Consider the following 20771-nt stretch of genomic DNA (forward strand, 5'->3'; position numbering starts at 1 on the left):
TTGTTTAGCTGTTACTGAGCTGCGCTTGTGATATTGATGAAATTACCTACCAAGCACGTTACTTTAGCTGATACGCTTTCTTTACCAGACCGTACGTCAGCTCATACGCCAGCTCGCCGGCTTCTTCTTCGGTTAAACGGTGTTCAGCGACTAAACCTGCCAGGAAGCGGCAGTCGATACGCCGTGCCACGTCGTGCCGGGCCGGGATCGACAGGAAAGCACGGGTGTCATCGTTAAAGCCCACAGTGTTATAAAAACCGGCCGTTTCCGTTACCTGATGGCGAAAGCGCAACATGCCTTCCGGGCTGTCGTGGAACCACCAGGCCGGGCCCAGCTTCAACGCTGGGTAATGGCCGGCCAATGGTGCCAGCTCGCGGGCATAGGTGGTTTCATCCAGCGTAAACAGAATAATATTCAGGCTGGCTTCGTTGCCGTATTTCTGTAGCAGCGGTTTTAGCGCCTGTACATATTCGGTCGGGCTTGGGATATCCGCGCCTTTATCCGCACCAAAACGGTCGAAAATAATCTTGTTGTGGTTGCGGTGCGCGCCGGGGTGAATTTGCATGGTCATGCCATCTTCCAGGCTCATGCCAGCCATTTCGGTCAGCATCTGGCCGCGGAACAACTCGGTATCGGCTCTGCTGGCTTTACCACTTAAACAGCGCTGAAATAACGCTGCGGCTTCTTTCATCGGTAAATCAGCGGTCAGTGCCGTTGGGTGGCCATGATCTGTTGCCGTTGCGCCGTGCTCACGGAACACTGCACGGCGTTTACGCAGCGCCGCCAGGTAACCTTGCCAGCTTTGCGTATCTTCACCGGTAATCTCGCCCAGTTTGGCGACATTAGCCGCAAAATCAGCCCGGTCAGCATCGACCACATCATCGGGGCGGAAGGTGGTAATAACCCGGGTTTCAAAGCCTGTGCCTTTTAATTTGGCATGGTGTTTTAAATCGTTCAGCGCGCCTTCGGTAGTGGCGATAAGCTCGATATTAAAACGCTGCAGTAAAGCACGCGGTTTAAATTCAGGCTTTGCCAACTGCGCGTTAATACTGTCGTAGTAATGATCAGCGGTTTCTTCGCACAGGGTTTCGGTTAAACCGAATACATCGTGAAACACTGTGTCCAGCCAGATGCGCGATGGCGTGCCGCGAAACAGGTAATAGTGTTTAGCGAAAATATGGAATATTTTGCGGTAATCGCTTTCCACCACAGCGCCGTCTTTACGGCGGATACCTAACTCTTCGAGCTTGATACCCTGGCTGTACAACATGCGAAACACGTAGTGATCCGGCAGCAGTAACAGCGCAGTGGCGTTATCCCAGTTGGCGTCTTCAGCGAACCAACGTGGGTCGGTATGGCCATGCGGGCTGACTATCGGCAAGTCTTTAATTTGCTGATATAAACGCCGGGCGATATCGCGCACCACAGGATCAGACGGAAATAACCGGTCCGGGTGCAGTTCTAAGCGACGACTTTGTGCCATATTGATGTCCTGTTTCTTAAAGTTGTTAAATTCAATAAATTCAGCGTTTACAGCGTGACGCCGTTTTTCCAGATCGCAATTTCACGGTTGTCCGACACTTCATTACGTGTCGCTTTACCTGATGCCACGTCAATCAGATAACGGAAAAAGTCATGACTGAACTGCTGCGCATCCTGGCCTTTTTTCAGCAAGCCACCGGCGTCGAAATCTATCCATTGGGGCTTGCGGGCCGCCAGTGACGAGTTTGACGAAATTTTCACCGTCGGTGCCGGAAAGCCAAGCGGTGTGCCGCGTCCGGTGGTAAATAGCAGTAACGTAGCGCCGGCAGCAGTCAGCGCAGTAGATGACACAGCATCATTACCCGGGCCTTCCAGCAGCGTCAGGCCGCTTTGGCTGGCAGTATCACCGTAGCGGATCACCTGATTCACCACCGCCGAGCCACCTTTTTGAATAGCACCGAGTGATTTTTCTTCCAGTGTGGTTAAACCGCCGTCTTTGTTACCCGGACTGGGGTTTTCATACACCGGCTGTTTGTTATCGATAAAGTACTGTTTAAAATCGTTCACCAGGCCAACAATGTCGTCAAACACGGTTTCATCTTTGGCGCGGGCCATAAACACCTGCTCAGCACCAAACATCTCCGGTGTTTCTGTCAGCACCACTTTGCCGTTTGCGGCTGCCACTAAATCGGCTATACGCCCGACCAGCGGGTTAGCGGTTAAGCCGCTTAAACCATCAGAACCGCCGCATTTCATACCAACCACTAAATCAGACACCGGGCACAGGCTGCGCTTATCCTGGCGCATTTGTGTTACCAGCTCAGCAACCGCGTCCAGCCCCTGCTCAATTTCATCTTCTACCTGCTGCGCATTAAACGAGCGGATACGGTTCAGGTCGACACCGGGGCTGGCAGCCAGAAGCTTACTTAACTGGTTATTTTCGCAGCCCAGGCCCATTACCAGTGCGCCACCGGCATTCGGGTGCTGAATAAGGCCGGCCAGTAAACGGCGGGTGTGATCTAAATCATCGCCCAGTTGCGAGCAGCCAAACGGGTGGGTAAAGGCATAAATACCGTCGATATCATTGCTATACAGTTTGCGAGCCTGCTCGGCTACCCGCATAGCGGCACGGTTAACGCAGCCTACGGTATTAATGATCCACAGCTCATTGCGGGTGCCCACTTTGCCGTTGGCACGGCGGTAACCCATAAATTCGGTCGGCAAGCCTGATGGAAACGCCAGCGGCTGCGCCTGACAACCGTCATAGCGGTAATCAATCTGGCCGCTTAGCTTCGTTGCCAGGTTATGCGAGTGAATATGCTCGCCGGCTTTGATATCGCAGGTTGCGGCGCCAATGGCGAAACCATACTTCACTACTGCGTCGCCTTTGGCGATGTCGGTAAGAGCCACTTTGTGCCCGGCAGGAACCGCCTGTAATGCCGTTACTGCCGCAAAAGGTTCCGGCAATGGCGCGCCCTGTAGCAAAGGTTGCAATGCCACCACGACGTTATCGCGTGGGTGCACCTGCAGTACCTGCAGCTGCTCACCAATATCGGCTGGTGCATCTAATATTGTGCTACAGCCTGGTTTCTGTTCTGTGCTCATAGTTAACCTTCCTGCCCCTTGTCTAGCGGTGGCAAACCGGGTTTGATAAATTCGATGTTAGGGCGCTACGCAGGTGGAAACCGGCTTGCCCTAAACCAACCGTTGACGGCATGGATGCCGGAATCGAGCCTACAGGGATGTATTCACGGCGTGTTGGTGTGGGCAAACCGGTCTTCGCCCCAGCAGCTGCAGCCGCACTCATAGCGTTAATACCTCGCCATTCAGGGTTATATCTACCTGGTCAATCTTCGCCACATTCTCCAGTACACCGACACTGGCGGCTTGCTTAAACTCAACGTGATGCAGGCTGACACCGCTTATCGGTGCCCGCTCAAAGCCCCGCAGCAAAAAGGCACGCTCGGCTTTGTGTACCGTTAAATGGCTGATATGCAGATCTTTTACCTGCGGCAAATGTGAGCCGGCATCACCTTCTTCGTAGAAGAAGTTAATCACTATCGCGTCTTTTACTTCACCGATATCAATATCGCGGATAGCGATATTCTCAATTAAACCCCCACGCACCGAGTTGGTTTTAATACGGATGCCGCGCTGTAAATCCGGGCTGCTCATACGGCAACGACGGGCAAAAATATTGCGTGCCCCGCCGGAAATTTCACTGCCAAGCACCACGCCGCCGTGGCCGGCGCGCATAACACAGTCCTGGATCACCACGTTCTGAATTGGCGTTGCTAAACGGCGGCCGTCGTTATTACGGCCCGATTTCAGTGCAATACAGTCGTCACCGGTGTCGAATAAACAGTTTTCAATCAGCACCCGGTTGCAAGACTCCGGGTCACAGCCATCTGAGTTGGGGCCGAAGCTGACACAGTTTACGCCGCGAACTATCACATCATCAGACAGCACAGGGTTAATCAGCCAGAACGGTGAGTTACGTATCGTCACGCCTTCAATCAGCACCCGTTTACACCGGTACGGCTGAATAAACGGCGGGCGCAAAAAGTTTTGCTCAAATACCCGCTGAGCTACCGGTACACCCTGCTCTGCCATAGCAAATAACGGGTCACGGGTGTTGCTTTGGTCTGTTGCCGCATCTAACTGCCACGGCGTGTGTTTCCACTTACCTTTCCACGGCCACCACTGGGTATTACTGCCGTTGCCTTCGAGGATGCCTTCACCTGTCACAGCGATGTTTTCCTGCTCAAAGGCATAAATCAGCGGCGAGTAGCCCATCAGCTCGACACCTTCCCAACGGGTGTGTACGGCTGGCAGATAACGCTCTGGCTCAGCATAAAACGATAACACCGCATCTTTTTGCAGGTGCAGGTTTACATTCGACTTTAAATGTACAGGCCCGCTGTTAAAACGCCCGGCGGGTACCACAACCCGGCCTCCACCGGCTTCGGCACAAGCGGCAATAGCGGCAGTTATAGCCGCGCTGCTGTCATAATTCGGCTGCGCTTTGGCGCCATAAGCGGTAATAACAAAATCACGCTTTGCAAATTGGGTTGGCGCTATGCTGGCAATGATGTTATCTGCCTGCTGCCATAAGATGTTATCTGCCGCATCACTGTCTGCAGTGCTCATCACAGACGCTGTCGAACAGCCATTTAATGACCACAACGAAAGGCCGGCACTGGCCAGGCTCAGGGTTTTTAAATGTTGTCGTTTCAGCGTGTCTGTCATACGTCTCCCCGGCTTCTGTGCCATTGCGTTTTATTTGAGATTAACACCAGCTTATTGCTGTTAACTGTTACTATAATAACCAATTTGCCACCGGTGGCAAGCAATTGGACATTTTTTTTGCCAGCGGTAGCAAAAAAAACACCACAGTGGCGTTAGTGTGATGTCTGCTTAACTATCGGTGATATTGATTCTGGCGGTAGATTCACGCACAACCAGTGTTGGTGCCACTTTAGCCGCTACATTGCTGGCTGCTTTGTCGTTGTTTTCTATCGACATGATCATTTTACTGGTGGCCAGCAGTGCCATTTGCCGCACTGGCCTTTTAATCGTTGTCAGCGCCGGGATAACCCTCGAGGCCAGCATGTTATCGTCAAAGCCTGCTACCGATAACTGCTCTGGCACTTTAATGCCTAAACTGTGTGCCACTTTTAATACGCCTGCAGCCATTTGGTCGTTATTGGCGAAGATGGCGGTGGGAATATCCTGCCCCTGCAATAACTGACGCGCACATTCGATACCGGTCTCGTAGGTGTTATTGCCTTCTACTATCCAGTCGGGACGAATTTTTATGCCGTAGGCCGATAAACCAAGCTGAAAACCTTCCATCCGCTCGGTTGACGATTTATAGCGCTGCGGACCACTGATAAAAGCAATATGCTCATGACCCAACTGGGCAAAATAGCGTGCCATTTCGGCCGCTGCAGCGCGATCGTCTGACACGACAATATGTTTGGCTTCATCCAATGCTACTGAGCTTAAACGTACATAAGGGCTGCCAGACTCTTTCAGTGCCTGCGCCAGCAACTCTGATTCAGATACCGGCGGCAGCACAATGACGCCATCAAGCTTGGAGCGCTGCATAAACCGCAGACAATCCTGTACCAGGGTTTCACTGCGGTAACGACACGGGTGAACAACCAGCTCGTAACCGAGGTTAGAACACACCTCAAGCACCCCGCGCTGTACATCGTCCAGATACAGTGCATCGGGGTTATCATAAATTAATCCCAGCAAGTAAGAGCGGCTTGAGGCCAGCCCACGCGCCTGAGTGTTCGGTGAATACTTCAGTTCACTGATCACTTTTTCAACCCGGATACGGGTAGCCTCGCCAACACTGAGCGAGCCGTTAATTACGCGGGAAACGGTGCGTTTTGAAACGCCGGCAATCCGTGCAACATCGTTTATCGTGGCTTGTTTTTGCATAACTCTCATCTTATTGACCACGCGCACTGTTGGCGACCAGTTGCGGCCGGTAAGTGCTCAGTGCAATATCAATGGCCGTCTGTTTAACGCTGGCGATAAGATCGGTTTGCGTCTTTTTCGCGTACAGCGCAGACGGTCCGGTAATGCCTACCGCAGCAACAACAGTGCCCTGACTATTGCGTACCGGCACAGCCAGGCAACGCACATCTTCGTGGTATTCCATTTCGTCACTAGCATAACCGCGTGCCAGTACCCGCTGCAACTCTGTTATAAGTTGCTGCGGCTGAACTATGCTGTTCGCTGTGCGTTGTTTAAACAAGCCGGCCGCGGCCAAAGCCGGTAGTTGATCAAAATGATGAAATGCCAGAAACACTTTACCGGCTGCAGAGCAGTTAAAATCAGCGATGTTGCCAGGCCGGGCAGCCAGGCGCAGTGGGTTCGGGCTGTCGCATACTTCTACCAGCAAAGCCCCTTTGGCATGTGGCAAGGCCAGATGAGCAGTTAAACCCGTTGTCAGCGCCAGTTGCTGCAGCATGGGTAACGCCTGTTGCTGCAGACGCTGTGAACTTAACAGGCTAAGCCCCATTTTGAATAACTGGGCACCGGCCAGATAGCGTTTACCGTGTTTTTCCAGCACCTGCTCCTGACACAAGGTTTGCAAAATGCGAAATGCTGTAGTGCGCGGCACGGCCAGCCGCTGCTCCAGTTCAGATAAACTCAGGCCCTGATCCGATTCAGTCACCAGTGACAGAATACGGCAGGCATTGGCCAGATTAGGGATCACATAGCTTACCATCGCACCACTCCTGAGTTTATTTAACGTTAAAAACCAAACTGAGCCGGTAACCATTCACTTATCGCCGGTACATAGGTCACCAGCATCAGCACGACAAACATGGCCAGATATAACGGCATCAACGGCCGGATAATGGCTTCGAGCTTAGTTTTGGCAATAGCACAGCTGACAAACAGCACACTGCCAACCGGCGGTGATACCAGTCCGATAGACAGGTTAAGCACCATCATGATGCCAAAATGCAACGGGCTCATGCCCAGCTCGACCGCCACCGGTAAAAAGATCGGGGTAAAAATAAGTACCGCCGGCGTCATATCCATAAAGGCACCCACCAGCAGTAATATCAGGTTAATCATCAACAGAATCAGCAAAGGATTGTCGCTAAGCGCCAGCATGGCTGCGCTGATAGTCTGTGGGATCTGCTCATAAGATAAAATCCATGACATCGCCGATGACGTCGCAATCAGCGCCAGCACTATGGCAGTGGTTTCGGCAGATTTCATTAAAATAGCTGGCAGCTCGCTGGTTTTTACTTCGCGGTAAATACCTACTGCCAGCACCAGCGAATACACCACAGCAATAGCGCCGGCTTCTGTCGCAGTAAATACGCCGCTGACTATGCCGCCGATAACCAGAAAAATCATAAACAGGCTGGGGATGGCCGCACCGACCTTTTGCACCACCAGTTTAAGCGGCAAACGCGCGCCCACCGGGTAGCCTTTCAATCTGGCGTAACCAGCGCAGACCAGCATCAGTGCCACGCCAAGTAAAATACCCGGTAAATATCCGGCGATAAACAAAGCGGCAATAGACACCCCGCCGCTGGCTATCGCGTATACAATCAGAATGTTACTCGGCGGGATTAGCATGCCCGTTGTGGCCGCTGCAGCGGTAACTGCCGCGCTGTAGTTAATGTTGTAACCCTGTTTTTTCATCTCCGGCAACATAAAGCTGCCAATGGCCGATGTTGCCGCCACTGCTGAACCTGAAATAGCACCAAAAAACATGCAGGACACTACATTCACCAATGCCAGACCGCCTGGCAGCATTCCCACCAGCGCCATAGCACATTCAATCAGGCGTTTGGCGATACCGCCGCGGCCCATGATAAGACCTGACAGCACAAAAAACGGTATTGCCAGCAACGCAAAGCTGTTGATACCTCCAGCCATCCGCTGCGCCATGGTAGTCACCGCCGGCATCACATCGACGCTTAGCAGCATCGTCGCCAGCGTGGCCAGGCCGATACAAAATGAAATAGGTACGTTTAGTAGCAACAAGCCAAAAAAGACCAGCAGTAAAACCAGAATCGCCATTTCCATCAGTGCATCCCCTCAACCGGCTGCATTGGCTTATTCGCCGCCAGATAATACAACTGGCATACACCATAGAACGCGATCAACACCCCCGATAAGGGTACTGCAATATAGATATATGCCATTTTGATATTTAATGCTGCTGACATCTGATTCAGCTCGTAAGTCAGCGCGACCAGATTGCCGCCGCCAACCACCATTACTGCTATCGCAAACAGTACCACTGAGGTTGTCAGCACCATCGCCAGATGTCGCTGTACAGCCTTGGGGAATTTCTGCGTAACGATATCCAGCCCCAGGTGCACGCCGGTGCGATAGGCAAACGCCGCCCCGACCATGCCAATCCAGATCAGTAAGGTACGCGACAGTTCTTCGGTAATGGAGCTTGGGGCATTTAGCACAAAGCGCGAGATCACCTGCCAGCTTACCACCAGTACAATCGCGGCCATCAAAGCTGCCAGAAACCACTTCAGTACCGTATCAACGGCATGGACGACTTTAGTCATTGCTGGCCTCCTGCTTTGCGCCAATGTCAGCAATCTGCTGCAATAAAGGCCCGATATCGGTTTGTTTAAGGCTCTGATGAAAATCCGCCACCGCATCGCGAAACGGTTGTTTGTCCGGGTAAATCACCTGGATACCTGCGGCTTTTACTGCAGCCAGCGCATCGTCTGATACCTGCTGCCAGGCCGAGCGCTGATAAGCGATAGAATCGTTGGCTGCCTGTTGCAACCATTGTTGCTGCTGTGGTGTTAACCCCTGCCATACCGGCAGGCTGACTATCAGCACATCAGGCACTGAAGTATGTTCATCCAGCGTATAGTATTTGCTCAGTTCATAATGGCGCGACAGATAAAAGCTTGGCGGGTTATTTTCAGCACCATCGACCACACCTTGTTGCAGCGCGGTATAAAGCTCGCCCCAGTCTACCGGCGTCGCAGCGCCCCCCAGCTCTTCAACCATTCTGACTGCAGTCTGGCTGGCCAGCACACGGAATTTTTTACCGCGCAGATCGGCCGGGGTGTGAATTTCGGTATTGGTTGAATAAAAACTGCGGCTGCCAGCGTCGTAGTAGCCGAGGCCGCGTAAACGGGCGCTTTGTAATGCCATTAACAGCTCGGTGCCGGTTTTGCCGTTTAGTACCCGCCACAGATGGGCATTGTCATTAAAAATATACGGTACGCTGAATACACGCATCTGCGGTACAAAGCTTTCTACTGAACTGGCTGATACTTTAGTCATCGCCAGGCTGCCAATTTGCAACAGCTCTACCAGCTCGCGTTCATTACCTAACTGGCCGCCGCTATAAATCTCAATGCGCATGCTTCCATTTGAATAATGCTCCAGGCGCTCAGCCATCAGCACCATAGCTTTGTGCACCACATGTTCCTGGTCCAGCGCATGTGCCAGCCGTAATGTGGTTACCTCTTGCTGCGGCTTACAGCCTGCAAGCAGCGCAAGGCCAACCAGCAGCAGGCTGCATGCCTGCCGGGTGTAATTTCTCATAACTCGTCCTACCCTGTTGCGGGACTGGCATGTCTTACTGCATGCCTTAAATTAAAGCCTGCCGGAGGCAGGCACGTATTAACGTGTTACGGCTGCCGTTACTTCATGGCACTGGCCGGAAATTTATCCATATCGTGATAATCCAGGTTTTCACCGGCCATCCCCCAGATAAAGGCATAGTTACTGGTACCGCAGCCGCTGTGAATAGACCAGGCTGGCGATACCACGGCCTGCTCATTGGCTACCCAGATATGTCGGGTTTGCTGCGGCTGGCCCATAAAGTGGCACACTCGCTGATCATCGCCCAGGTTAAAATAGAAATAGGCTTCCATCCGCCGGTCATGCTGATGCGCCGGCATCGTGTTCCAGACACTGCCTGGCTTAAGCACGGTTAAGCCCATCTGCAACTGACAGGTTTCCACCACATCGTTAATCATTAACTGGTGAATAGCGCGCTCGTTCGAGGTTTCAAGTGCGCCCATCTGCAGCACGGTGCAGTTATCCATTGTCAGATGCTTAGTCGGGTAAGCATGGTGCGCCGGGGCCGAATTTAAATAAAACTTTGCCGGTTTAGCGCTGTCGCTGCTGTGAAAGCTGACATCCTCTGCGCCCATACCAACATACAGCGCTTCAGTGTTTTTAAGCGCGTACTCTTTGCCATCTACTTTCACGCTGCCGGTGCCACCAACGTTGATAATGCCCAGCTCACGGCGTTGCAAAAAGAATTGTGCTTTTAATGCCTCTGGTGCTTCAAGTTTAACCGGTGCCTTTACCGGTACTGCACTGCCGACAATAACGCGCTCATAGTGGGTGTAGCACAGCACCAGCTTGTCGGCCTGCATCAGGTTGTCGACCAGAAAATGCTGCCGTAACTCGTCGGTATCGTAGTGCTTCACATCATCCGGATGGGTCGGATAACGGCTCTCAAATAAAACAGTCATAAGTAACCTCGTTAAAAAGAATTCGTTTAGCGTGCCAACCAGCCACCGTCTACCGCCAACACGTGGCCGTTAACATAATCACTGGCACCGGAGGCCAGAAATACTGCGGCACCGGCTAAATCTTCCGGCTCGCCCCAGCGAGCTGCCGGTATGCGGGCAGTAATGGCGGCGTTGCGCTCGGTATCAGCCTGCAACGCCGCGGTGTTATCGGTACGAAAGTACCCCGGCGCTATCGCATTAACCTGAATATTGTGCTGCGCCCATTCATTGGCCAGTGCTTTGGTTAAGCCGGCAATGGCGTGTTTACTGGCGGTGTAAGCAGGCACCGTAATACCGCCGCTGTACGACAGCATAGAGGCAATATTGATAATCTTGCCGCTTTTGCGCTTTATCATCTCAGCACCCAGCCGCTGACTGAGTAAAAATGCGGAGTCCAGATTCACCGCGATCACTTTATGCCATTCCTTCATCGGAAACTGATGAGCAGGCGCGCGGAAAATGGTGCCGCCACAGTTCACCAGTATATCTACCGGCCCCTGCGCCAGCGCTTGCTCGGCCAGCTGCTCAACCGCAGCCTCATCGCTTAAATCGGCAGCCAATACCAACGCCTGGCCACCGGCCGCGGTAATTTTTGCTACCGTATCGCGGCTGCCTTCGCTGCTTGAACTGGCGCAAATCACTTTGGCGCCAGCCTCTGCCAAAGCAACGGCTATTGCCTGGCCCAAACCACGGCTGGCCCCGGTCACCAAAGCTGTTTGCCCAGCCAGAGAAAATAAGCTTGCCATAGGCTCTCCTGTTAGCTTATCGGGCCTGTTGCTACAGCAAAATTGTTCAAATATGGAACAATTTAAAAAATCAAAAATAGCAACAAACCTTTAAAATTAAACACTTAACTAAAAAAGGCAGCATCTGATTACAAAATGTAGCCGATTTCGCCTCTATCAATAATTGACAGATTTTAGTTGATGGTGTTAGCTTTTTGCCATCGGTGGCACAAAATTGCAAGTTTTTTTTGCCACCGGTAGACAAAGCATATAAGCTGAATACAAAACAAGCAAATCGACAGGGAGCAGACAACCTTTGCTCCGGAAAAATGAATAAGGCCGGGCACGACCCAGGCTAAGACAACAAGTCAGTTCAGGACGAGGTATACAGACATGGCTACTCGCAATACGCAATTCCGCCCCAGTAAACTGGTGCGCTCACTCACCCTGGCCGGGTTGGCAACGCTGCTTGGTGCAGCACCAGCGTTACAGGCCCAGCAAGCCGAGCAGCAACCAGCTCAGGTACAGGAAGAAGATATTGAAGTTATTACCGTTACCGGTGGTTTTCGTGGCAGTTTAGCCAGTGCTCTGAACCAGAAACGCTTTGAAACCGGCTCTACTGATACCATTAAAGCCGAAGATATTGCCGACTTCCCTGATCTTAACCTGGCAGAATCCTTACAGCGTATTCCTGGCGTGGCCATAAGCCGTGCCGCCGGTGAAGGCCGGCAAATATCAGTACGCGGCCTTGGCCCGGATTTCACCCGCGTACGCATTAACGGCATGGAAGCACAGTCTACCAGTGGTGGTACAGACCAGATTGGTGGTGCTAACCGTGGCCGGGGTTTCGACTTTAATACCTTCTCGTCTGACTTATTCAGCGAGCTGACAGTACGTAAAACCGCCTCTGCCAATATTGAAGAAGGCTCACTCGGCGCCACAGTCGATCTGCGCACCGCCCGCCCATTCGATTACGACGGTTTAACCTTTGCCGCTAACGTACAGGCCGGTTACAACGATTTATCTGAAGAGGTCGACCCTAAAGCCTCGTTTTTAGTCAGCAACATTTTTGCCGACGGTAAATTTGGTGCTTTATTCTCACTTGCAATGTCTGAACGTAATGTAAAAGACGAAGGTGCCAGTACAGTACGCTGGGCTGACGCAAATGACTTTGGCCGCTATCAGGGCAGTGCAGACGCGCCTGAATTGCAGGCGATAAATGATGCTTTTCGGCCACGTTTACCACGTTACGATTCATACACCCACAATGTTAAGCGCACTGGTGCAGCGGCAGCGTTTGAATTCCGCCCCAGCCTGGAAACCCGTTTTAACTTAGATATTCTGTACGCAAAAGATGACTCTACACGTCAGGAAGTATTTACTCAGGGCATCTTAAATGGCAGCAATACTCGCAATATGAACGTGCTGGATTACGAGATTGATAATACTAACACCGTGACTTACGCCGCTTTTGAAGATGCCACAGTGCGCAATGAAAACCGCTACGATGAACTGGGTACAGACTTTTTGCAGGTTAGCTTCAGTGCCCAGCATCAGCTAACCGACGATTTGAAAGTGGATGCCATGATTGGCCGCGCCAAATCAGAGTTTGATAACCCGATTCAAACCACGGTGGTAATGCAAAAAACCGGTGTCGATTTTAGCTATGATTACCGCGGTGGCAAACGCCAGGCACCAGAGTTATTGTTTGGGCAAGAGGTGTTTGAGGCAGATGGCTGGACAACGAACAGTGTGCGCCTGCGCCCTTTAGGTGCTGAAAACACCTTCGACACTGCCGCGCTTAACCTGGAATATATTTTGACTGAAAGCCTGACCCTACGCGGTGGCGTGCATTACAAAAACTTTGAATTTGAAACTTATGAAGCGCGCCGTCTTCCAGAAGACTCGGCGGGTATTGTGATGACACCGGATCTGATCATGAGTTATAACGCTGGTCTGGGTTCACAAGGGGCCTGGCTGGTACCGGATCTGGCAGCAATTGATGCCGCTTATGATATTTATAGTAACACCGGAGCCTTTGAAGTCAGTGCCCAAAACCGTCTGGCCGATAACTATAGCGCCGAAGAAAAAACCCTGGGCACTTACCTGCAGCTGGCATTTGAAACCGAAGTAGGTGATACCGTTATCCGCGGCGATATCGGCGGCCGCTATGTTAAAACTGACCAGTCTTCGACGGCGTGGGCGAAGCTTGGAGGCGCAGACCAGCAAATTACCGCCAAGCATGAGTACAGCGAGTTTTTGCCATCACTAAACCTGGTATTTGAACCGCTGGAAGATGTCATTATCCGTTTTGGTTACGCTGAAGTAATGGCCCGTGCCGGCCTTGGCAGTATTCGCCCGAACTCATCAGTATCGGTATCAGGCAGTGCACGCAGCATAAACGGTGGCAACCCGACGCTGGAACCAACCAAAGCCAAAACCTATGATTTAGGCTTAGAGCTGTACTTTGACAATGAATCACTGTTAGGTGTTGCCGTATTCCGTAAAGATATCGACAGCTATGTACAGGGCTTACGTCAAACCAAACTATTTACAGAGACCGGGCTACCGGTTGAAGCCGCTATTGAAGCTTGCAATGCTGGTCCGGATGGTTACGGTGCAAATTGTAACGAGAACATGCAGTGGGATACCACTACCCCGCTGAATGGCCCCGGCGGTAATCTGTATGGCTTTGAAGTGCAGTATCAGATGCCATTTACCTTCCTGCCAGAAGGCTGGGATCGCTTTGGCTTTATCGGCAACTACACCTATGTAAAAGCCCAGATGGATTACGTCAATACAGATGGCCAAATTCTGGCTACCCGTGATTTACAGGGCTTATCTGAATCTACCCGCAGCGCTACGCTGTACTATGAAGATGAAAAGTTCAGCGCGCGGGTGTCGTTAACCGACCGCTCGGATTACCTGACGAATGCACTGGGCCGTAATGGTAATGATATGGAAGGTACCAACGCCACCCGTAACATTGATGCCGCGCTGTCATATCAGCTTACTGAGAAGTGGAAAGTCAGCTTAGAAGCCCTTAACCTGACCGACGAAGTAGATGATCAATGGGTAGACTCAAGCGGCAACCGCTTAACTTACTACCATGCTACCGGTCGCCAGTATTATTTAGGTGCCCAATACAAGTTCTGATGTAACAAGGCCGCTATGCCCCGCATAGCGGCTGTATTTCTCCCGCTAAACGCAGAGCCACGGACGGCCCGTTTTTACCCATGATGGAGCAACAATGTGTAACAACAGGTATTTTATGGCCCGCATCCTTTTTGGCAAAACCTTGTTAAGCCTGAGTATAGCCACCCTTATCAGCGCATGTTCACAGCAAAACTCATCCCCTGCGCAAACTGATACCGCTGCTCAAAATAATATCGCGACATTAGGCCTGAGTAACCCATCTGACCACGCGCGAACCGATACTGTATTACTGCCTTACGCTGATTTAGGCATAGCACCGGCACAAGCTACCGCGCTGGTGGCGCAAGCCGGCGGCAATGTTATTGCGTCACAATTGATTGATCATAACGGCGATGGCGAAAAAGATACGTTACTACTGCAGGCAGAACTGGCTGCAGCAGCATCTCAGAGCATCACCATCAGCAACAACCCGGCGCTGTTTGCGGCCCAACAATTGCCCAAACGTACCCAGGCCGAAATTTCCCGTAAAACCGGCGGCCAGTGGCAAGGCGAAAAATATATCGGTGGCAGGTTTGAAAATGTGACTGAGGTCACGCCACCGCCGCAATATACCGATCATTCTGAATGGATCCGCTACGAAGGCCCGGGCATAGAGTCTGATAAAGTCGGCTACCGTATTTATCTGGACTGGCGTAACGGCTTTGATGTGTTTGGCAACAAAACCGGTGCACCGGTGCTGGACAAGGTTGGCCTGGATGGCTACGAGTCTTACCATCATATGGCGGACTGGGGCATGGACCTGCTAAAAGTTGGCAAATCGCTGGGTGCCGGCGGCTATGGCTACTGGGACGGCCAGCAGGTGCAGCTGGTGTCTAAAGTCAGCGGTCACACCGCGAAAGTGATAGAAAACGGCCCTTTATATTCGGCATTGCAAATTCAATACAAAGACTGGCAAATCGCCGGTAAAACGCTGCAACTGACGGCAGATTTGTCGATGACAGCGGGTAGCCGTCTGGTACATACCCGGCTGACAACCAGCGAAGCACTGGATAATGTTGCCGTCGGTCTGGTAAAACTGCCTAACACCACCTTATTACAGGGCAAGCTGGATATTCCTGGCCACAGCTGGACGTATCTGGCGACCTGGGGCGAGCAAACGCTTACCGGCGGTAACGACAAACTGGGTATGGCGGTGCTGTTTAAACGTGGCGACAACAAAGCCATCACCAGCGATGCCAGCAGTCATGTCGCCATTTTGGAGCCATCCGGCACCGAGCTGGAATACTATTTTCTGTCGGCCTGGGACGGCGAGCCCGGCGGTATTAAAACCGAAGCGGAGTTTGTCGCTTATCTGCAGCAGGAAGTGGAAAAACTCACACTAGCTCCGCGTAAGCAGTTAAAAACTACATTGTCGCAGCAGCAAAAAGCCGGCCCGATGACAGCGCAAAAGGCGCTTGATTGGAGCGAGCGCCTGGCTGCCAGCGAAATGCAGCGCCAGACCCCCTACTACGCTTATGGTGGCTGGGACTACGAACGCGGCCGGCCGAGTAAATGGGAATACACCACCGGGCTGCAATTGCAGGCGTACGATGACTTACTGCAACTACGGCCAAACCCAGAGTGGCAGCAAGTACTGACGGATGTTATCGATTCCTTTATTACTGCCGATGGCGATATCCGTACCTATAAACTGACGAATTTTAATATCGACAGTTTAAACACCGGCAATATGCTGCTGCGCGAGTATCAGCGTAATCCTAAGCCGCAGTATAAGCAGGCACTGGCGTTATTGCGTAAGCAGCTTGAGCAGCACCCGCGTACCAGTGACGGCGCTTTCTGGCATAAAAAAATCTATCCGCATCAGCTATGGCTGGATGGCGTCTACATGGGCATGCCGTTTCTGGCTAATTACACTACAGCGTTTGAACAAGGCCATGCATTGGATGAAGTGGTAAAAGAATTTACCATCAGCCGCGCCAAACTACGCGACCCGGTAACCGGGCTTTACTACCACGGCTGGGACGAAGCTAAAGCACAAAACTGGGCTGATAAAGACACCGGTCTGGCCAGTCAGTTCTGGGGCCGCGGTTTAGGCTGGCTAGCGATGGCACTGGTTGATGTGCTCGACACCATACCGGCAGATCAGGCAGAACTGCGCCAGCCACTGCTGGATATGAGTGCTGAGCTGGCTGCTGCGCTGGTAAAAGTGCAGGATGCCAAAACCGGTGTCTGGTATCAGATTTTGGACAAACCCAATGCCACCGGCAATTATCTGGAGTCTTCCGGCAGCAGCATGTTTGCCTACTTCTTTGCCAAAGGCGTGAACAACGGTTACCTGGACACACGCTATAAAGATACAGCGATAAAAGCCTATCAGGGCCTGGTAAACGAATTTGTACTGGTGCATACGGATAACAGTGTCAGCCTGACCAATACCTGCCAGGTCGCCGGCCTGGGCTTTGGCCGCGATGGCAGCTACCGCTATTACATGAGCGAACCGGTGATCCGTAACGATGCCAAAGCCAACGGCCCATTTATTATGGCCGGTGTACAAGTTGCGCGTTTACTCTCTGCTAACTGATTTCTTCCGGTGTATTCGGCCGGCATTTGCCGGCCATTTTTTTAAGGGAACAGCATGCGCTTACTACTTTCTTTGTTTCTAACCGGCCTGAGCCTGATATTGCCAGCTCAGGCGCAACAGCCTTCAACCGTTACACTACATCTGGTCGGCGACTCGACTATGTCGGATAAACCCAACCTGGCTTATCCGGAGCGTGGCTGGGGCCAATTGCTGCCAGAGTTTTTATTACCGCAACTTAAGGTGGTAAACCACGCCGCAAATGGCCGAAGCACACGTCGTTTTTTAAATGAAGGCCGCTGGCAGCTGCTGCTAAGTGAACTGGGTAAAGGTGATTATGTCTTGATCCAATTTGGCCATAACGACTCAAAACAGTCTGATCCAGAGCGCTTTGCCGACGCCGATACCGACTATCAGCGTTTTCTGAAACAGTTTATTACCGAGGTGCAGGCAAAAGGCGCTACGCCTATGCTGGCAAGCTCTATTTGCCGGCGTAACTTTGCCAGCGACGGTACGCTTAAACGCGATTTGGCCAACTATGCGAACGCGGCAGCCAAAGTTGCTACAGAAACACAGGTCAGCTTTTTTGACTTGCAGCAATTAAGCTGCGATTTTTGGCAGCAGCTGGGGTTAGCTAACAGCCAACCGTATTTTATTCAGGTACCGGCGGGTTTGTATCAGAAGTTTCCGGATGGCAAAACCGACAATACTCACCTGACCTTACAAGGCGCAAGCCGGGTAGCACAGTTTTTTGTGCAGGAGTTAAAACGTCAGCAACATCCACTGGCAAACTATGTTTACCGCGAGCTGTTATAGCCGTCGAATATACCTGATGAACCAGCGATATCGGTTTGTCCTAATCTAACCGTTGGAGCCCCGGACGGGCGGACAAATTCGTCAGGAACGAATTTGAACAGCTTCGCTGCCCAATAGGGGAAACTTCATGGATGAAGTTTATAAACGAGCCCCCAGGGATGGGTTCACGGCGTGTTAGCGTGGATAAACCGATTGTAGCAGGACTGCATGCAAACCTGCCTATACGACAGGTTTGCCCAGTCAGATTATGCCGGATTACTCTGGCGCTTTTGATACACCGACCATCGCCGGGCGTAGCAAGCGGCCATTTAATTCATAGCCTTTTTGCATGACAAAAGTTACGGTGTTTGGCGCCACATCAGCCGATGGCTGAATGCTCATAGCCTGGTGCAGCTCAGGGTTAAACGGCTGGCCTTGCGGATCAATCTGGTTTACGCCGAATTTGGCCACGGTATCCAGGAAGCTTTTCAGCGTCAGCTCTACACCTTCAACCACGCCTTTTAACGCCTCATCTTCGCGGTTAATAAAGCCCAGTGCACGCTCTAAGTTATCGACGACCGGCAACAAGTCACCGGCAAACTTTTCCAGTGCAAACTTGTGCGCTTTTTCAACGTCCAGGCTGGCACGGCGGCGGATATTTTCAGATTCAGCCTTAATACGCAGCATCACATCCTGTTGCTCTGCAACCTGCGCTTTGGCTTCAGCCAGCTCAGCTTCTAATTTCGCGATAATAGCCTGCTCACCGGATAACTCAACGGTATCAGCGTGCTCATTAGTTTGAGCGGTTTGTTCAGTGGTATTGTCGTTAGGCTGTTGTTGCTCAGTCATGCGTTACTACTCCCAAATTAAGTAGGTGTATTATGGGGATGCTTGGCGCCGATTCAAGTTTAAATTTAACTGACGGGCGCAAGCGTCCACCAGTGGAATGAGTCTGGCATAGTTCATGCGACGTGGGCCGAGTAAGGCAATGAAGCGTTTCGGTTGGATCTGGTAGCGCTGTGCAATCACGCTGACATTCGCCAGTTCAGCAAAGCCCGACTCTTTACCCAGCAACAACTTAGGCTGATCGTCCAGCGTTACCGACTGCAACAGCTGCACCAGGCCTTCAGGCCGCTCCAGCATCTGCATTACCTGCTGCAGCGCAGGGTTTTGCTGATATTCCGGAGTCAGAAGTAACTGATGCTGGCCGTAAATTAACGGCTGATGCTGCTGCAACTCATCTAAACTAAGCTGCCCTAACACCTTTTGCAGCAACTGCTGACACAAGGCAGTTTCGCCCCGCACTATGACCCCGAGCCGCTCGATACCATCCTGCCACTGCCCGCCACCGCCAAGCGCGGCATTCAGTAAACACAGCACCCGGCTTAAGGTGCTGCTATCAATTGCCGACTCACAATGCAGTACCCGGTGCAGAATATCGCCGTCTTCATCTATCACGACCAGCAATAACCGATCACTGGCAAGGCGCACCAGATCGATTTGCCGGACAATACGGCCATCGGCTTTGGGCGCACTGACAATAGCAACAAAGCCCGTCAGGTTTGTCAGCAACTGACCAACCTGCTGACACAATAGCGATACCGGTAGCTGCGGCACCAGCTTGCGCTGCAGCTCATTATTCCAGAAACCTGACAACGGCTGCAGCTGCAGCATTTTATCAATGAATAGCCTGATGCCCGCTGTGGTCGGTATTCTGCCGGCAGACGTATGCGGCGAGCGGATAAAGCCCTGCTGTTCCAGCAGCATCATGGTATTGCGAACTGTTGCAGAACTGACAGCCAGCTGGGCGTTATCGGCCAGCGCTTTGGACGACACCGGCTGACCATCCAGCAAATACTGCTCTACAATCAGCTTTAAAATCAGCTCGGGTCTGCTCAGGGTTAAGGTCATGCGCCATGCTCAATTCTATACTGTACTCGGATATGGGGGCTTCGCCTTACAATTCAAGCTAAAAACGACGCTAGTGTCCGCTTGCTGCTGTCGTTATACTGCAGTAACGCTTTGAAAGGAAACCGCTATGCAACATGCATTTACTACCGTTGGCCTGATTGGCAAACCCCACCACCAGGGCGCAAATAACACCCTGATGGCACTGTATGCTTTTTTACAGCAACAGGGTCTGAAAATCTATGTCGAAGAGCGGGTAGCGGAATCGCTGAATATCGCCGGTGTAGAAGTGCTGGATCTGGTCGAACTGGGCAAAAAATGTGACCTGGCAATAGTAGTCGGCGGCGATGGTAATATGCTGGGCGCGGCGCGGGTACTGGCGCGTTTTGATGTGGCGGTGCTTGGGGTAAACCGCGGTAACCTTGGCTTTTTAACTGATCTGGCACCAGAGAGCTTTCAGCAGCCACTGACTGAAGTTCTGGCCGGTAACTTTGTTACCGAAAAGCGCAACCTGCTGGAAATTTCTGTGCACCGTCACGGTGCTATTAAAAGTAGCAACAGCGCGGTTAACGAAGCAGTACTGCATGCCGACAAAGTCGCGCATATGATTGAATTTGAAGCCTATATTAACAACGAGTTTGTTTACAGCCAGCGCTCTGACGGCCTTATTGTCAGCACGCCAACCGGCTCCACTGCGTATTCATTGTCCGGTGGTGGCCCCATCTTAACCCCCGATCTGGATGCCGTTACACTGGTGCCGATGTTTCCGCATACCCTTAGCAGCCGCCCGCTGGTCGTCTCCGGTAACAGCGAAATTCGCCTCAAAGTAGCCAGCACTAACGATGCGCACCTGCAAATCAGCTGCGACAGCCACGTTATTCTGGCGGTGATGCCGGGTGACGATATTTATATCCGCAAACACCCTACACCGCTGCGGCTGGTGCATCCGCCGGGTTATAGCTATTTCCATGTCCTGCGTAACAAGCTGGGCTGGGGCAGCAAACTTTATTAAAACGCCCCCTTGCCAGTATCACAATTACTGTATAAAGTTACTGTATAAATAAACACTGTTTTTTA

Annotated in this window: 16 protein-coding genes; 4 read left to right on the forward strand and 12 right to left on the reverse strand. The window is 51.9% G+C overall.

The window, feature by feature from the left end; genetic code table 11:
* Positions 1-58: 58 nt before the first annotated feature.
* From uxaC to kduD, 10 genes are all read right to left on the reverse strand, one after another.
* Entirely contained in the window at positions 59-1483 is a 1425-nt protein-coding gene (uxaC, locus tag AC5SV9_RS06195; RefSeq protein ID WP_475147246.1) for a glucuronate isomerase, read from the reverse strand.
* A gap of 47 nt (positions 1484-1530) precedes the next feature.
* Positions 1531-3087 carry a UxaA family hydrolase gene (locus tag AC5SV9_RS06200; RefSeq protein WP_475147248.1) on the reverse strand — a complete coding sequence of 519 codons (1557 nt, stop codon included), beginning with the start codon at positions 3085-3087 and terminating at the stop codon, positions 1531-1533.
* 198 nt (positions 3088-3285) lie between these two features.
* Positions 3286-4731 (reverse strand): glycoside hydrolase family 28 protein, encoded by a 1446-nt coding sequence (locus tag AC5SV9_RS06205; protein ID WP_475147249.1) that lies wholly within the window; start codon positions 4729-4731, stop codon positions 3286-3288.
* Positions 4732-4899: 168 nt separating this feature from the next.
* Positions 4900-5934 carry a LacI family DNA-binding transcriptional regulator gene (locus AC5SV9_RS06210; RefSeq protein WP_134057392.1) on the reverse strand — a complete coding sequence of 345 codons (1035 nt, stop codon included), beginning with the start codon at positions 5932-5934 and terminating at the stop codon, positions 4900-4902.
* A 10-nt stretch (positions 5935-5944) separates the two neighbouring features.
* Positions 5945-6730 (reverse strand): IclR family transcriptional regulator, encoded by a 786-nt coding sequence (locus tag AC5SV9_RS06215; protein ID WP_134057394.1) that lies wholly within the window; start codon positions 6728-6730, stop codon positions 5945-5947.
* A 26-nt stretch (positions 6731-6756) separates the two neighbouring features.
* Positions 6757-8052: a TRAP transporter large permease gene (locus AC5SV9_RS06220; RefSeq protein WP_475147251.1), complete on the reverse strand. Its 1296-nt coding sequence runs from the start codon at positions 8050-8052 to the stop codon at positions 6757-6759.
* Positions 8052-8552, reverse strand: coding sequence for a TRAP transporter small permease (locus AC5SV9_RS06225; RefSeq protein WP_475147252.1), 501 nt, complete (start codon positions 8550-8552; stop codon positions 8052-8054). The genes AC5SV9_RS06220 and AC5SV9_RS06225 overlap by 1 nt, the downstream gene beginning before the upstream one ends.
* The gene (locus tag AC5SV9_RS06230) at positions 8545-9552 is read right to left on the reverse strand and encodes a TRAP transporter substrate-binding protein (protein ID WP_475147255.1); all 1008 of its coding nucleotides are present in this window, start codon (positions 9550-9552) and stop codon (positions 8545-8547) included. Before AC5SV9_RS06230 ends, AC5SV9_RS06225 begins: the two co-directional genes overlap by 8 nt.
* Positions 9553-9650: 98 nt before the next feature.
* Positions 9651-10493, reverse strand: a complete 843-nt coding sequence (gene kduI / locus AC5SV9_RS06235; RefSeq protein WP_134057402.1) for a 5-dehydro-4-deoxy-D-glucuronate isomerase — start codon at positions 10491-10493, stop codon at positions 9651-9653.
* Between the two features lie 26 nt (positions 10494-10519).
* Positions 10520-11278, reverse strand: coding sequence for a 2-dehydro-3-deoxy-D-gluconate 5-dehydrogenase KduD (kduD, locus tag AC5SV9_RS06240; RefSeq protein ID WP_226767531.1), 759 nt, complete (start codon positions 11276-11278; stop codon positions 10520-10522).
* 372 nt (positions 11279-11650) lie between these two features.
* Here kduD and AC5SV9_RS06245 point away from each other — a divergent pair, with 372 nt between their 5' ends.
* The 3 genes from AC5SV9_RS06245 (at position 11651) to AC5SV9_RS06255 (ending at position 17807) form a co-directional block, all read left to right on the forward strand.
* Entirely contained in the window at positions 11651-14413 is a 2763-nt protein-coding gene (locus tag AC5SV9_RS06245; RefSeq protein WP_475147257.1) for a TonB-dependent receptor, read from the forward strand.
* Between the two features lie 115 nt (positions 14414-14528).
* Positions 14529-16994: a DUF4861 family protein gene (locus AC5SV9_RS06250; protein WP_475147259.1), complete on the forward strand. Its 2466-nt coding sequence runs from the start codon at positions 14529-14531 to the stop codon at positions 16992-16994.
* Between the two features lie 54 nt (positions 16995-17048).
* Positions 17049-17807, forward strand: coding sequence for a rhamnogalacturonan acetylesterase (locus AC5SV9_RS06255; protein WP_475147260.1), 759 nt, complete (start codon positions 17049-17051; stop codon positions 17805-17807).
* A gap of 255 nt (positions 17808-18062) precedes the next feature.
* On the opposite strand, the gene grpE is transcribed toward AC5SV9_RS06255, so the two are convergent.
* Positions 18063-18635, reverse strand: a complete 573-nt coding sequence (gene grpE / locus AC5SV9_RS06260) for a nucleotide exchange factor GrpE (RefSeq protein ID WP_348686473.1) — start codon at positions 18633-18635, stop codon at positions 18063-18065.
* A gap of 30 nt (positions 18636-18665) precedes the next feature.
* On the reverse strand, positions 18666-19697 hold the full coding sequence (gene hrcA, locus AC5SV9_RS06265; protein ID WP_475147262.1) for a heat-inducible transcriptional repressor HrcA: 1032 nt from the start codon (positions 19695-19697) through the stop codon (positions 18666-18668).
* A gap of 127 nt (positions 19698-19824) precedes the next feature.
* On the opposite strand from hrcA, the gene nadK reads away from it, so the two are divergent.
* Entirely contained in the window at positions 19825-20706 is an 882-nt protein-coding gene (gene nadK / locus AC5SV9_RS06270) for an NAD(+) kinase (protein WP_348686469.1), read from the forward strand.
* Positions 20707-20771: the final 65 nt, after the last annotated feature.

It is taken from the genome of Rheinheimera sp. ATLC3, assembly GCF_059429535.1.